12 protein-coding genes are annotated in these 14505 nt (G+C 65.1%); 3 read left to right on the forward strand and 9 right to left on the reverse strand.

From position 1 onward, the window contains the following. Positions 1-3 precede the first annotated feature (3 nt). Positions 4-996 carry a DUF262 domain-containing protein gene (locus tag LPA45_RS11465; RefSeq protein WP_367394568.1) on the reverse strand — a complete coding sequence of 331 codons (993 nt, stop codon included), beginning with the start codon at positions 994-996 and terminating at the stop codon, positions 4-6. A 555-nt stretch (positions 997-1551) separates the two neighbouring features. Between LPA45_RS11465 and LPA45_RS11470 the strand changes: the two genes are divergently transcribed. Continuing rightward, positions 1552-3597, forward strand: coding sequence for a diguanylate cyclase domain-containing protein (locus tag LPA45_RS11470; protein WP_317920350.1), 2046 nt, complete (start codon positions 1552-1554; stop codon positions 3595-3597). An 86-nt stretch (positions 3598-3683) separates the two neighbouring features. Here LPA45_RS11470 and LPA45_RS11475 read toward each other — a convergent pair whose 3' ends face one another. The 6 genes from LPA45_RS11475 to LPA45_RS11500 form a co-directional block, all read right to left on the reverse strand. Beyond that, positions 3684-5414: an ABC transporter substrate-binding protein gene (locus LPA45_RS11475; RefSeq protein ID WP_116322044.1), complete on the reverse strand. Its 1731-nt coding sequence runs from the start codon at positions 5412-5414 to the stop codon at positions 3684-3686. Between the two features lie 123 nt (positions 5415-5537). After that, positions 5538-5846, reverse strand: a complete 309-nt coding sequence (locus LPA45_RS11480; RefSeq protein WP_116321969.1) for a DUF2160 domain-containing protein — start codon at positions 5844-5846, stop codon at positions 5538-5540. Between the two features lie 43 nt (positions 5847-5889). Further along, positions 5890-6720, reverse strand: coding sequence for a carbohydrate ABC transporter permease (locus tag LPA45_RS11485; protein ID WP_317920346.1), 831 nt, complete (start codon positions 6718-6720; stop codon positions 5890-5892). Continuing rightward, positions 6713-7597 carry a carbohydrate ABC transporter permease gene (locus LPA45_RS11490; RefSeq protein WP_116321967.1) on the reverse strand — a complete coding sequence of 295 codons (885 nt, stop codon included), beginning with the start codon at positions 7595-7597 and terminating at the stop codon, positions 6713-6715. Before LPA45_RS11490 ends, LPA45_RS11485 begins: the two co-directional genes overlap by 8 nt. Beyond that, a complete protein-coding gene (locus tag LPA45_RS11495; RefSeq protein ID WP_317925429.1) occupies positions 7594-8700 on the reverse strand; it encodes an ABC transporter ATP-binding protein in 1107 nt (368 codons plus the stop codon). Before LPA45_RS11495 ends, LPA45_RS11490 begins: the two co-directional genes overlap by 4 nt. A gap of 2 nt (positions 8701-8702) precedes the next feature. Then, positions 8703-9872: an ABC transporter ATP-binding protein gene (locus tag LPA45_RS11500; RefSeq protein ID WP_317925428.1), complete on the reverse strand. Its 1170-nt coding sequence runs from the start codon at positions 9870-9872 to the stop codon at positions 8703-8705. Positions 9873-10029: 157 nt separating this feature from the next. On the opposite strand from LPA45_RS11500, the gene LPA45_RS11505 reads away from it, so the two are divergent. Beyond that, positions 10030-10800 carry a DeoR/GlpR family DNA-binding transcription regulator gene (locus LPA45_RS11505; protein ID WP_116321964.1) on the forward strand — a complete coding sequence of 257 codons (771 nt, stop codon included), beginning with the start codon at positions 10030-10032 and terminating at the stop codon, positions 10798-10800. A 169-nt stretch (positions 10801-10969) separates the two neighbouring features. Here LPA45_RS11505 and purU read toward each other — a convergent pair whose 3' ends face one another. Both purU and LPA45_RS11515 read right to left on the reverse strand, forming a co-directional pair. Then, positions 10970-11836, reverse strand: coding sequence for a formyltetrahydrofolate deformylase (purU, locus tag LPA45_RS11510; RefSeq protein ID WP_116321963.1), 867 nt, complete (start codon positions 11834-11836; stop codon positions 10970-10972). Positions 11837-11935: 99 nt separating this feature from the next. Further along, entirely contained in the window at positions 11936-12844 is a 909-nt protein-coding gene (locus LPA45_RS11515) for a DUF4743 domain-containing protein (RefSeq protein WP_317925426.1), read from the reverse strand. 56 nt (positions 12845-12900) lie between these two features. On the opposite strand from LPA45_RS11515, the gene glpK reads away from it, so the two are divergent. Next, positions 12901-14475, forward strand: coding sequence for a glycerol kinase GlpK (gene glpK / locus LPA45_RS11520; protein ID WP_116321961.1), 1575 nt, complete (start codon positions 12901-12903; stop codon positions 14473-14475). Positions 14476-14505: the final 30 nt, after the last annotated feature.

Consider the following 14505-nt stretch of genomic DNA (forward strand, 5'->3'; position numbering starts at 1 on the left):
CATCTAAACAATAAGCTCATTCAAATATGCCCGCCTAATTTCCCGGCTTTTTATCCGCTGCGTAGATGCCAAACAGGCCTCATGAAACGCCTTATCCTTCACCCGCTGCGAAGCCTCATCATTAAACTTGGCGTCGATATCTATTAGCGTCTGCTCAAGCTTCTTCAGCTGTGCTGCCGTTTTTGACTCAAGAACCAAGAACAATGAAAAGAAGATTGGTGACCGCGAAAAGATAGTATCGCGAATAATTTCAGGCCCAAGTTTCTCAAGAATTTTGAATACCTTATCAAGCCGCTTTTGAATCTTTTCCTCGTCCGGGAAATCCTCATCAAATTGTTGATATAGGTTATCTAATCGCGACGCACTAAAATCGGAAAGACCATTAATCATGTTATGGACGATATCCGAAATAAATTGGACCTCCTCCATTCTTGATATATCTGTCGCGGAGAAGACATTAGACTCACGCCAAAATTGCACGTGGTGCGCCGCATTCTCCAAGCAAAATTGTTTAAACAGACCACTAAATCTTGCATTCCTCTTCTCTTGCGCATTTAGAGTTTTTGATATCGAATTAAGCCTCCCAAAAATCTCAATGACATCCCCCTCTCCGGCATTAACGAGAATACCGGTGGAAAGTTTCGTCATTTTTAAATCCGTCTTTTGCGCACCAGAAAGTTCTGAGTACTTTACGGGTTTAGAATACATTGGGTGCCGTGCAGCAAATTCATCATCCAAGTATCCCAATATTGCTCTCAGGCGCTGCTGCCCATCGACAATCTCCTTAATACTTTTTTCCTTTTCTATATCAAGATAGTGCCGAATGTAAATGGTGGGCACAGGCTTCTTAACAAAGAGTGTATTAAGCAAGTAACCTTTCTGCGCAGTATTCCAAACTGAGCGCCGCTGATACCAGGGGTCCAGTTTTAACTCGCCATTTTTATGAAAATTCGCAATATCTTGAATCACGGCCTGCTCATAATCGACGCGGTCCATTCGCACTCCTCAAGGTGTTCTAATGTGACTAGATTGGCATTTTGACCGAATGAAAGGCACTTGGCTACGTCATTCCGCCGAGAAGCGCAGCTTTCGCCGCAATGTAACAGTGTCAGCCAAGACAGGGGGCACCGTCCAGCGACTAGTTGGCCGTCCGTGCGATAAGCACAATCGTATGCGCGCTCGTACGAATGTCTACACCGTGTGCGCGGATGCTTTACAATTGTGGACGCCTGCTTGAGGCCATCCCTTCACACGGCAGGGGTCACAGGTTCAATCCCTGTACCACCCACCAGCATTCAGAAAAAGCCAGCCTCGCGCTGGCTTTTTTCTTTTCCGCCTCCGCACCCACTTCTCCCTGGGGCGCAAACTGCACCCTCCACCCGGGCACCCATCGCACCGTTGCAACAGCCCGCCGTTCTTGTTGCAAACAGTTTCGAATTCACCCTTGACATCTGCTAATCTTCAACGCACGCGCCGGCAATGGGCGGGGTCGGCAATACAGAGCCCTGGGACCGGAACACGGGTCAGTGCGCACAAGAAAGACGGGCAATCATGCAGCACTCTTTGAAGTACCGGATGGCGATTGCCACTGCGGGTGTGGTGACGCTGATCATCGTGCTGCGCGCCTTCTACGCCCAGTACTACGCCTACGACAGCCTCAAGCGCCTGCTGCAGCAGCAACAGGACACGCTGGTCGAACTGGTGGCGGAGCAACTCGACGAAAAGCTGCAAAGCCGTGCCGCGGTGTTGCGCCGCATGGCCCGGCAACTGTCGCCGATGCTGGCAGCCAGGCCGGCCGAACTGCGCCGGGCCGCCGAGGGCATGGTCGACATGCCGGACATGTTTAACGCCGTCTTTCTCGCCACGCCCGACGGCCAGCTGGTGTTCAGCACGGCCATCCCGGACGGCGTGCGCCTCCGGGTGGACGATCGCGACTATTTTCGCGATGTCCTGCGCGGCCAGTCGCTCGCGGTGTCAGACCTGATCCAGGGCAAGCTGACCAATGCACCGGGCGTGGTGCTGGCCGTGCCGCTGCACGGGCCCAACGGCGAATTGCGCGGCGTGGTCGGCGGCGTGCTGAACCTGTCCGCCAATAATTTCCTGCGCGAGCTGGCCCACGGCCGCGTCGGCGTCACCGGCAGCTTCTGCCTGGTGTCGGCCGGCGCCAGTCCGCGCTACGCGATGCATCCCGATCCGACCCGCGTGCTCGCGCCAGCGCGGGCGGTGGACGAGGCCTGCGGTGTCGAGCGCCCTGCCTCGATGCTGGAAGTGGTCAGGCCGACGCAGCCCATCGTGGCGCGCTACCTGCTGCAGTCCAATGGCTGGGAAGTGGTGGCCGTGCTGCCGGCGACCGAAGCCTTCGCCGCGCTGGTCGATGTGCGCCAACGCACGATCATCATTGCGGGGATATCGCTGCTGTTCGCCGCGGCGCTGATGTGGCTGGTGATGCGCCGGCTGCTGGCACCGCTGCAGCGGTTGCACCGCGCCGTGCGCCAGATTGCCGCCAACCCGGCGGCGCTGGCGGACCTGCCCACTGGCCGGGCCGACGAAATCGGCGAACTCGCCACAACCTTTGCAGAAGTCGTGGCGCAGCTTTCGGAACGCGAAGCCGCTCTGAAAGCGGCCAAGGACCGCGCCGCCGAGAGCGAGAAACGCATCGAGGCGATCGCCAACCATGTGCCGGACTTCGTCTCGTTCATCGACCGCCAGCAGCGCTACGTGTTCGTCAACCAGGCCTACGCGCAGCACTACGGGGTCCCGGCGCAACAGATCGCCGGACTATCGCTGCGCGAACTGTGGGGCACGCAGGAGTACCTGGCCTGCCGGCCCTATCTGGAGCAGGCATTCGCCGGCCGTCCGGTCACTTTCACGCGTGAAAGCGCCGATGGCAACGAATGCATGGAGGTCACTTACCAGCCGGCCTGGAACGATGCCCAGGACACCGTGGTCGGGCTCCATATGTTTGCACGCAATGTGACGCACGAGCGCGAGAAGCTGCGCAACCTGGAGGCACAGACCGTCTCGGACCATCTGACCGGCCTGCTCAACCGCAAGGGCTTCGACCGGCGCCTGGCCGAATGCATGGCACGTACGAGCGCCGGCGGCCGCGCGCTGGCGCTGCTGCTGGTGGACCTGGACGATTTCAAGGCGATCAACGACAACCATGGCCACCCGGTCGGCGACCGCCTGCTGGTGGCCTTCGCGCAGCGCTTGCGTGCCTGCGTGCGCAAGGGCGATGCGGTCGCGCGCATCGGCGGCGACGAGTTCGCGGTGATCCTCGACGGCGTAGCGGACCGCGGCGCGATGGAGTCGGTCGCCAACGCCATCGTGCAGGCCGCGCGCATGCCGCTGGTGATCGACGGGCATTCGCTGTCGGCAACGGCCAGCGTCGGCTCGGCGCTGCACGACGGGCGTCACGCGATGACCGTCAGCGAGCTGTTCATGCACACCGACATGGCGTTGTACGAGGCCAAGCGGCACGGCAAGGCGCGCTATGCCGTCCAGGCTGCCCAGGCGACCTGCGCACCACCGGCCGGCGAAGCCGAAGCCAGCCCGCGGCCGGCAGCTCGCGCGGAGCCGGCCGGCCTGCCGGCCTAGCGCAGACGGAAAAAACGGGCGCACTTCGCGCCCGTTGCGGTGACATGGCGGCCGGGCCAAGCCTTGCGGCCTGCCCGGCGCCGCGCTCAGCGTACCTTGCCCTCCTTCCACGCCTGCAGCAGCTTGTCGTAGGGGATGGTCTCGCCCTTCGGCTTTTCGTTGGCAAGCTTCTTCCACGGCGCGTGGTCGTCAGACAGCCACTTGGCCGGATCGCCCTTCGGGTTGAGCTTGGGCGCGCAGTTGCTCATGCCGGCGCGCTGCAACCGTGCCATCACCTGGTCCATCTCGTCGGCGAGCGTGTCCATTGCTGCCTGCGGGGTTTTCTCGCCGGTCACCGCAGTGGCCACGTTCTTCCACCACAGCTGCGCCAGCTTGGGATAGTCGGGCACATTGGTGCCGGTCGGCGTCCAGGCCACGCGCGCCGGGCTGCGGTAGAACTCGATCAGGCCGCCATACCTGGCCGCATTCTTGGTCAGGTAGTCGTGGTTGATATCGCTGTCACGGATGAATGTCAGCCCGGTCAGCGACTTCTTCAGCGATACCGTCTTCGACGTGACGAACTGCGCATACAGCCACGCCCCGGCGAGCTTGTTGGGATCGGTGTTCTTGAAGAAGGTCCACGAGCCCACGTCCTGGTAGCCATTCTGCATGCCCTGCTTCCAGTACGGGCCGTAAGGCGACGGCGCCATGCGCCATTTGGGCGAGCCGTCCGCATTGACCACCGGCAAGCCTTTCTTGGTCATGTCGGCGGTAAAGGCGGTGTACCAGAAGATCTGCTGCGCCACCTGCCCCTGCGCCGGTACCGGTCCGGCCTCGGAGAAGGTCATGCCCATTGCCTGCGGCGGCGCATACTTCTTCATCCAGTCGATGTACTTGGTCAACGCATAGACCGCCGCCGGGCTGTTGGTGGCGCCGCCGCGCGCGACCGAAGCGCCGACCGGCGTGCACTTGTCCTCGGCCACGCGGATGCCCCACTCGTCCACCGGCATGCCGTTGGGCAGCCCCTTGTCTGCGGTGCCCGCCATGGACAGCCAGGCATCGGTAAAGCGCCAGCCCAGCGACGGGTCCTTCTTGCCGTAGTCCATGTGGCCGTAGACCTTCTTGCCGTCGATCTCCTTCACATCGTTGGTGAAGAAACTGGCGATGTCTTCATAGGCGGACCAGTTGGTCGGCACGCCAAGGTCGTAGCCGTACCTGGCCTTGAATTTGTCCTGCAGGTCCTTGCGCGCGAACCAGTCGGCGCGGAACCAGTACAGGTTTGCGAACTGCTGGTCGGGCAACTGGTACAGCTTGCCGTCGGGCGCGGTGGTGAACTTGGTGCCGATAAAGTCCTTCACGTCCAGGCCCGGGTTGGTCCACTCCTTGCCGGCGCCGTTCATGTAGTCGGTCAGCGGCAGGATCGAGCCATAGCGATAGTGCGTGCCGATCAGGTCCGAATCGGAAATCCAGCCGTCGTAGATCGACTTGCCGGACTGCATCGAGGTCTGCAGTTTCTCGACCACGTCGCCTTCCTGGATCAGGTCATGGTTGACCTTGATGCCGGTAATTTCCTCGAAGGCCTTGGCCAGCGTCTTGGACTCATACTCGTGCGTGGTGATGGTCTCGGACACCACGCTGATCTGCGTGACCCCCTTGGCCTTGAGCTTGGCGGCCGCATCGACAAACCACTTCATCTCCGCCTGTTGCCTGTCCTTGGACAGCGACGAAGGCTGGAACTCATTGTCGATCCACTTCTTCGCTTCCGCCTCGCCCGCCAGGGCGGAGGTGCCGCAAGCCAGCGCAGCCGCGCAGGCGAGGGCTGTCATCCCCAACTTCACGTGCACTTTCATCGGTGTCTCCTCATGAATTCCCTTCCCCGGCTATGGTCTGGGTGGCGGCCCCGGGGCAGGGATAAGCCGCATGTCCCATCGAAGCAAAAACGGCTGGTGCCGATGCGCCAGTCAGCCCTTGCGCAGTATCAGTGCCAGTACCAGCATTGACACGCCGAAGCTGATCCACACCGACGGTTCCTCGGACAAGGACAGCCACGCGGTGACCTTTTCTCCCAGCCCGACCCATGCCAGGTTGACCCACGCCGCGCACATCAGGCCGATGAACAGCCGGTCGCCGCGCGTGGTGGCGATCGGCAGAAAGCCCTTGCGCAGCACCGAAGGCGATCGGATTTCCCAGAGGGTCATGCCGGCCAGCATGACCACGATGCAGCCGAAGAACACCGCGACCGGCGTCGTCCACACCATCCAGCTGAGCATTGCCACGTCTCCTTGTCTTGTCCGCGCGCTTTACACGTGCGCCTTACACACGCCCCATCGCGAAGCCCTTCGCGATGTAATGCCGCACGAACCAGATCACGATGCCGCCCGGCACGATGGTCAGCACGCCGGCCGCGGCCAGCACGCCCCAGTCCATGCCGGAGGCCGACACCGTGCGCGTCATGGTGGCCACGATCGGCTTGGCGTTGACCGAGGTCAGCGTGCGTGCCAACAGCAGTTCCACCCAGCTGAACATGAAGCAGAAGAACGCCGCCACGCCGACGCCAGCCTTGATCAGCGGCAGGAAAATGGTCAGGAAAAAGCGCGGGAAGGAGTAGCCGTCGACGTAGGCGGTCTCGTCGATCTCGCGCGGCACGCCCGACATGAATCCCTCCAGGATCCACACCGCCAGCGGCACGTTGAAGACCAGGTGCGCCAGCGCCACGCCCAGGTGCGTGTCCATCAGGCCGATGGTGCTGTACAGCTGGAAGAACGGCAGCAGGAACACCGCCGGCGGCGTCATGCGGTTGGTCAGCAGCCAGAAGAACACATGCTTGTCGCCGATGAACTGGTAGCGCGAGAACGCATACGCGGCCGGCAGCGCGACCACGATCGAGATCACCGTGTTCATCGCCACGTAGATCATCGAGTTGATATAGCCGGAATACCACGACGGGTCGGTGAAGATGGTCTTGTAGTGCTCCAGCGTGAATTCGGCCGGCCACAGCGACAGCGTGGAAACGATCTCCTCGTTGGTCTTGAACGACATGTTCACCATCCAGTAGATCGGCACGATGGCGAACAGCAGGTAGACCAGCAGGAAACCGGCGCGCCACCATGTCGTGGTGGATGTCCGGGTGCGGATTTCAGCCATGAGGCATGTCCTCGCTGCCGGCGGTGCCCGCGCGCTGCATCCAGTTATAGAGGATGAAGCACATAAGCAGGATGATCAGGAAATAGACGATCGAAAACGCCGCCGCCGGGCCCAGGTCGAACTGGCCCACGGCCTTTTGCGTCAGGTATTGCGACAGGAAGGTGGTGGCGTTGCCGGGCCCGCCGCCGGTCAGCACGAACGGCTCGGTATAGATCATGAAGCTGTCCATGAAGCGCAGCAGCACCGCGATCATCAGCACCCCGCGCAGCTTGGGCAGCTGGATGTGGCGGAACACCGCCAGCCGTGAAGCACCATCGATCTGCGCAGCCTGGTAGTACGCATCGGGAATCGCGCGCAGGCCCGCGTAGCAGAGCAGCGCCACCAGCGGCGTCCAGTGCCAGACATCCATGACCAGCACCGTCACCCAGGCATCGAAGGCGCTGCCGGTGTAGTTGTAGTCGAAGCCCATGGCTGCCAGCGCGGCGCCTAGCAGGCCGATATCGGTGCGCCCGAAGATCTGCCAGATGGTGCCGACCACGTTCCACGGGATCAGCAGCGACAGCGCGATGATCACCAGCACCGCCGAGGCCTTCCAGCCTTTGGCCGGCATCGACAGCGCCAGCAGGATGCCGAGCGGGATCTCCACCAGCAGCACCGCCAGCGAAAAGCCCAGCTGGCGCAGCAGCGCGTCGTGCAGTTCGCCATCGCGCAGCACGGTGCGAAACCATTCGGTGCCGACAAACACGCGCCGCTCGGGCGAGATGATGTCCTGCACCGAGTAGTTGACGATGGTCATCAGCGGCAGGATCGCCGAGAACGCCACGCATGCCACCACCGGCAACACCAGCAGCCAGGCCTTCTGGTTGATGGGCTTCATGACACCAGTTCCTCGTTGACGTAGTAGCAGGTATGGGGATTGAACACCGACAGCCAGGCCGTGTCGCCGGGCCGTAGCGCGGCGGCCTCGCCTCCAAGCCGGGCGCGTAGCGTGCCAGCCTGTGCGCCAGCCTCCTGCACGTTGCCGGTCACCAGCCAGTAGGTGCCGATGTCCTGCGCGCGCTGCACCTGTACCGGCAGCGCTTGCATATCGCGCTCCGGTGCCAGTTGCAGGTACTCGGGCCGCACGCCGATGCGAAAGCTGCCCGCGGCGCGCAAGGCCGCGGCCACCGATGACGCCAGCGCCGGCGTGTAGCGGCGGCCCGCCACCTCGATGGCGTCGTCGCGCCACTGGCCCGGCAGGAAGTTCATGCCCGGCGAGCCGATGAAATGCCCGACGAAGGTATGCGCCGGCCGCTCGAACAGCGCATCGGCCGGTCCGACCTGCACCGCCTTGCCGCGCGACATCACCACCACCTGGTCGGCGAAGGTCAGGGCCTCGGTCTGGTCGTGGGTGACGTAGATCAGCGTCAGGCGGAATTCGTGGTGGATCTCCTTGAGCTTGCGCCGCAGCTGCCACTTGAGCTGCGGGTCGATGACGGTCAGCGGCTCGTCGAACAGGATCGCCGACACGTCATGCCGCACCAGCCCGCGGCCGAGCGAGATCTTCTGCTTGGCATCGGCGGCAAGGCCGCTGGCGCGACGGTCCAGCGTGGCCGACAGGTCCAGCATCTCGGCGACGCGGCCGACCCGCTCGCGCACCTGTGCCTCGGGCACGCCGCGGTTGCGCAGCGGAAAGGCCAGGTTTTCGCCGACGGTCATGGTGTCGTAGATCACGGGGAACTGGAACACCTGGGCGATATTGCGTGCCTGCGGCGTAGCACCGGTGACATCGCGCCCGTCGAAGGCAATGGTGCCGTGCGAAGGCTGCAACAGCCCCGAAATGCAGTTCAGCAGCGTGGTCTTGCCGCAGCCCGACGGGCCCAGCAACGCATAGGCGCCGCCGTCCTCGAAGGTGAACTTCAGCGGCAGCAACGCGTAGTCCTCATCGTTGCGCGGATGCGGCACGTAGGAATGCGCCAGGTCGAGGTCGATGCGTGCCATCGTCAGCCCCCGGCTGCTGCCCCGCCCGGCACATGACCCGGCACAACACCGTGCACACCGCCAGGCACCCCCGCCGCCAGCCCGCCGGGCCGGCGCGGTGCATGGATGCGCCGGCCGGCCGCGTCGAACAGGTAGATCTGGTCAGGCAACAGGTGCAAGGACACCGGTTCGCCCAGCCGCAGGTCGAGCACGCCGGCGAACTGCGCCACCAGGTTGCCCACCGGCGTATCGGCGTGGACAAAGGTGTCCGAGCCCGACAGTTCGGCCAGCGCCACGCGCCCGGGCACCGCGACCGCGCCCGGCTCGCCGGCCAGGCGCAGCGCGGACGCCCGCACGCCGACGGTGACCGGCCCGTCGCCGCCGCCAGCCCCGGGCACCGGCACCGAGATGTCGCCGGCGAGCGTGACCCAGCCGCCGCTGAGCGTGCCGGCGACCAGGTTCATCGGCGGATCGTTGAAGGCCCGCGCCACGCGCAGTGAATCGGGATAGTGGAAGACATAGGCGGTCGGCCCGTACTGCAGCAACTCGCCGGCATCGAGCACGGCCGTATTGCCGCCCAGCAGCAGGGCCTCGCCGGGCTCGGTGGTGGCGTAGACCACGGTGGCGTCGCCATGCGCGAACAGCTGCGACAGTTCTTCGCGCAGTTCTTCGCGCAGCTTGTAGTCCAGGTTGACCAGCGGCTCGTCCAGCAGCATCAGCGGCGCTTCCTTGGCCAGTGCTCGCGCCAGCGCCACGCGCTGCTGCTGGCCACCCGAAAGCTCCGACGGGTAGCGGTCCAGCAAATGGTCGATATGCAGCCGCGCCGCCAGTTCGCGCACGCGCGCGGCAATATCGCCGCCGCCGGCGCCCTTGCGCCGCAGCCGCGGCCGCAACCTCAGCGGCGAGGCAATGTTGTCAAAGACCTTGAGCGACGGGTAGTTGATGAACTGCTGGTAGACCATCGACACATTGCGCTCGCGCACCGGCACGCCGGTGACGTCATGGCCGTCGACCAGCACGCGGCCGGCGCTGGGCCGGTCGAGCCCCGCCATCACGCGCATCAGCGAAGTCTTGCCCGCCTGGGTGGCGCCCAGCAGGATGGTCACCGCGCCGGGAACCGGCGCCAGCGTCAGCGGATAGAGATACGCCTGCGAACCTGCCTGCTGCGCCACGGCCTCCAAACTTAGCTGCATCCGGTCTCCATGTTCGATATGCTTTCCGCATCACCACGTTCCGCACAATGCAGGCGCACAATTCTTGGCTTTCCGAACGTTTTAGTAATAAAACGAACAGAAAACAAGTGTGCGCCGCATCATTTGTTTTCGTTTCTGTTTGAACTAGAATCCCGGCATGACGCTCAATCCCCGCCAGACCGCCCTGCTCGAAGAAGTCCGCAGCCAGGGCTTTGCCTCCATCGACGAACTTGCGCGCAAGTTCGGCGTCACGCTCCAGACGGTCCGACGAGACGTCAACCTGCTGGCCGAGAACGGCATGCTGGCGCGCTTCCATGGCGGGGTGCGGGTGGAAGGCTCCACCACCGAGAACATTGCCTACCGGCAGCGGCAGGTGCTGAACGCCGATGGCAAGGCGCGCATCGCACGCGCGGTGGCGGCGGCTGTGCCGGAAGGCTGCTCGCTGATCCTGAACATCGGCACCACCGTGGAAGAGATCGCGCGCGAGCTGATGCAGCATCGCGGGCTGCGCGTGATCACCAACAACCTGAACGTGGCCAATATCCTGGCAGACAACCCCGACTGCGAGGTCATCGTCGCCGGCGGCGTGCTGCGCTCGCGCGACCGCGGCATCGTCGGCGAGGCGACGGTCGAGTTCATCCGGCAGTTCAAGGTGGATATCGGCCTGATCGGCATCTCGGGCATCGAGACCGATGGCACGCTGCGCGACTACGACTTCCGCGAGGTCAAGGTGGCGCGGACCATCATCGAGCATTCACGCGAGGTCTGGCTGGCAGCGGATACCAGCAAGTTCAACCGCCAGGCCATGGTGGAGCTGGCGCATGTGTCGCAGGTCGACCGGCTGTTCACCGATGAGCCGCTGGCGGCACCGTTCGACCGGATCCTGGCCGACAGTGGGGTGAAGTGTGTGGTGGCGGAGCGGGAATGAGCGTGCCGGACGCCCGGCTGCTGCTGCCGCGCTGGCGGGAGCGGGGCTGGTGTTGATGGCGGGTGGCGGGACGGTGCATGCCGTGTGGACAGCGCGACGCGCCGGCCCTCTCCCCCGGCCCCTCCCCCGCCGGAGGGAGAGGGAAGCAAACCTTCGGGAAACCGAAGGCTTACTTGAAGACGACAGTCTTGTGGCCGTTCAGCAGGATGCGGCGTTCGGCGTGCCACTTGACCGCACGGGCCAGCGCCACGCATTCCACGTCGCGGCCCACGGCGGTGAGCTGGTCCGGGTCCATGCTGTGGTCGACGCGTTCGATTTCCTGCTCGATGATCGGGCCTTCGTCCAGGTCGGCGGTGACGTAGTGCGCGGTCGCGCCGATCAGCTTCACGCCGCGGTCATGCGCCTGGTAGTAAGGCTTGGCACCCTTGAAGCTGGGCAGGAACGAGTGGTGGATATTGATGGCGCGACCGGCCAGCTTGCGGCACAGGTCGTTGGACAGTACCTGCATGTAGCGCGCCAGCACCACCAGGTCGATCTTCTGCTCCTGCGCCACGTCGAACACGCGCGCCTCCTGCGCGGCCTTCTGCTCGGCGGAGGCGTTCATCAGCGGCAGGTGGAAGAACGGCACGTCGTACGACGCGGCCAGCTGGTAGAAGTCGCGGTGATTCGACACGATCGCAGCAATCTCGACCGGCAGGCCGCCAACCTTGGCGCGGAACAGCAGGTCGTTCAGGCAGTGGCCGATCTTGGACACCATGATCATCACGCGCGGCTTGACCGAGGCGTCGTTCAGCTCCCACTGCATGCCGAACTGGTCGCCCACCGGCGCGAACGCGGCCTTCAGCGTGCCCAGGTCCGGGCCGCCGGCAGCCGGGCTGAAGTGCACCCGCATGAAGAAGCGGCCGGTGTACGCGTCACCGTACTGGTCCGAGTCGACGATATTGCAGCCATGCTGGAACAGCAGGCCCGAGACGGCGTGGACGATGCCCGGCTGGTCGGGGCACGAAAGGGTCAGGATGAATCCGGTGGTGCTCATGGTGTGTGGTTCTGTCTGAGGGGCGCGGTGTACGAGCCGGTGTGCGAGCCCAAAGGCCATGGAGGCAGTGAAAGCGCGGGCCAGGCCCGCTGCGCAAGCTCAGGCGCGACGGTCTTCGGTGCCCGGCCAGCCGCGCCGGCGAAGGGCATCCAGCGTCACCAGCGTGGCGTCGACCGTCATGGCGCCGCTCGACATGATATCAAGCAATGCGGCCAGCCCCACGCGCTTGTGTTCGCTGACCTCGCCATCCTGGTTGCGCGGGGTGAAGCCTGGCGGCAGCATCAGGTCATAGACATAGACCTGTTCCCACTGCACGCCTTCGGGCAGGTCGCGCAGCACCTCGATCATGCCATGCGCCTGCACGCGCCCGGCCAGCGCCGGCGGGATGCCCGACTCTTCCTCGCACTCGCGCACCAGCGTGGCCAGCGGGTCGCTGCCATGCGGCATGCCGCCGGCGACCAGGTTGTCCCACATGCCGGGGTCGACCGACTTGGCGGGGCTGCGCCGCGAGATCCACAGCACGGGGCCGGCGCCGGCATCGGCCATGTCCACGACCCCGTTCATGTGCGAGGCAAAGGTCAGCAATCCCAGGAAGCGCGCCGCCGCCCGCTCGACCGCCGCCAGCGCGGGCGCGTCCAGTGCCGCGGTGACCGCGAACAGTTCATGGCGCCAGCCGCGCACGTGCCCGGCATCGGCCAGCTGGTGCGCCAGCGCGGCCAGCGCGGCGCTCAGCACGTCGAAGCCGGATCGTCCCGGCAGCAATTCCACCGCGGCGGTGCCATCCGCTGCACCCTCCTCCGGGCCGAGGATGCAGCCCATGCCGCGCAGGATCGCCGCATGCGATCGGGGCAGCCAGCCGACCTGCTGGCCGGCCACCATCAGGCGCAGCTTGCTGGCGGGATCGAAACCGGTGCGCGCCGCCAGCGAGGCGGCGATGCGCGCCATGTGGCCGGAATCGGTGCTATTGCCGATGGGATCGGCGGGCGGCAGGGAAGAAATTTCGGCCATGTCAGATCGGGGCGCCGGCCGGGCCGGCGCATCTTGTCATTTTCAGGATTGAACGCATGAACCAGGCAGCAACGCAAGCCCAGGCGCAGCGCGCCGGCCCAGGCCGGCATGGCTCCGAACCGCAGTATGTGCTGGCCCTCGACCAGGGCACCAGCAGCTCGCGCGCGATCCTGTTCGACCACGCCGGCAGCGTGGTGCGGCTGGCGCAGCGCGAGTTCCGCCAATACTACCCACATCCGGGCCACGTCGAGCACGATCCGTACGAAATCTGGCAGTCGCAGCTGGCGGTAGCGCATGAAGTGCTGGCCGATGCCGGCATCTCCGCCACGCAGGTGCGCGCCATCGGCATCACCAACCAGCGCGAGACCACGGTGCTGTGGGACCGCAAGACCGGCGAGCCGGTCGGGCGCGCGCTGGTCTGGCAGGACCGCCGCACCGCGCCGATGTGCGAGGCGCTGCAGGCCGCCGGCCATGCCGAGCTGTTCCGCGAGAAGACCGGGCTGATCGTCGACGCGTATTTCTCCGGCACCAAGCTGCGCTGGATGCTCGACAACATCGAAGGCGCCCGCGAACGCGCGCAGCGCGGCGAGCTGGCGTTCGGCACGGTCGACAGCTGGCTGATCTGGCAGCTGACCGACGGTGCGCGCCACGTCACGGACGTCTCCAACGCCTCGCGCACGATGCTGTTCAACATCCACCGCTTCGAGTGGGACGACGCGCTGCTGGCGCTGCTCGACATCCCGCACGCGCTGCTGCCCGAGGTGGTGCCGTCCAGCGGCGAGGTGGCGCGCACCGCGGCGCGGCTGTTCGGCGTGGAGATCCCGATCGCGGGCATCGCCGGCGACCAGCAGGCCGCCACCTTCGGCCAGGCGTGCCTCTCGCCCGGCATGGCCAAGAACACCTACGGCACCGGCTGTTTCCTGCTGATGAATACCGGCACCGAGCCGGTGGCATCGCGCAACCGGCTGCTGACCACGATCGGCTGGCAGTTTGGCGGGCAAACCCAGTATTGCCTGGAAGGCGGCGTCTTCATGGGCGGCGCCACCATCCAGTGGCTGCGCGACGGCCTGAAGATCATCAACAGCGCGCCCGAGGTCGAGCCGCTCGCGCGCCAGTGCGACGACACCGGCGGCGTGGTGCTGGTGCCAGCCTTTGCCGGCCTGGGCGCGCCGCACTGGGACGCCTTCGCGCGCGGCACGCTGGTTGGCATGACCCGCGGCACCGGCCGGCCACAGCTGGCGCGCGCGGCACTGGAATCGATCGCGCTGCAGAGCGTCGACGTGCTGGAGGCCATGCAGAAGGACGCCGGCATTGCACTGGCCGAACTGCGCGTTGACGGCGGCGCCTCGCGCAGCGACCTGCTGATGCAGATGCAGGCCGACCTGCTCGGCACGACGGTGGTCCGCCCCCGCGTGACCGAGACCACCGCGCTGGGCGCCGCCTACCTCGCCGGCCTGGCCACCGGCTACTGGAGCGACCCGGCGCAGATCGCTCAGCAATGGCAGGTGGAGCAGCGTTTCGAGCCCAACCTGTCCGCCGACGAACGCGGCCACCGGCTGGCGCGCTGGCACCGCGCCGTCGAGCGCGCCCGCGACTGGGCGCGCGAGGACGACGCCGGCGGCCACGGCTGAACGCCGGCCGTCCCGCCCCTCCCCCGCTCC

The organism is Cupriavidus sp. Agwp_2 (assembly GCF_040784895.1).
In the GTDB taxonomy this organism is placed as follows: domain Bacteria; phylum Pseudomonadota; class Gammaproteobacteria; order Burkholderiales; family Burkholderiaceae; genus Cupriavidus.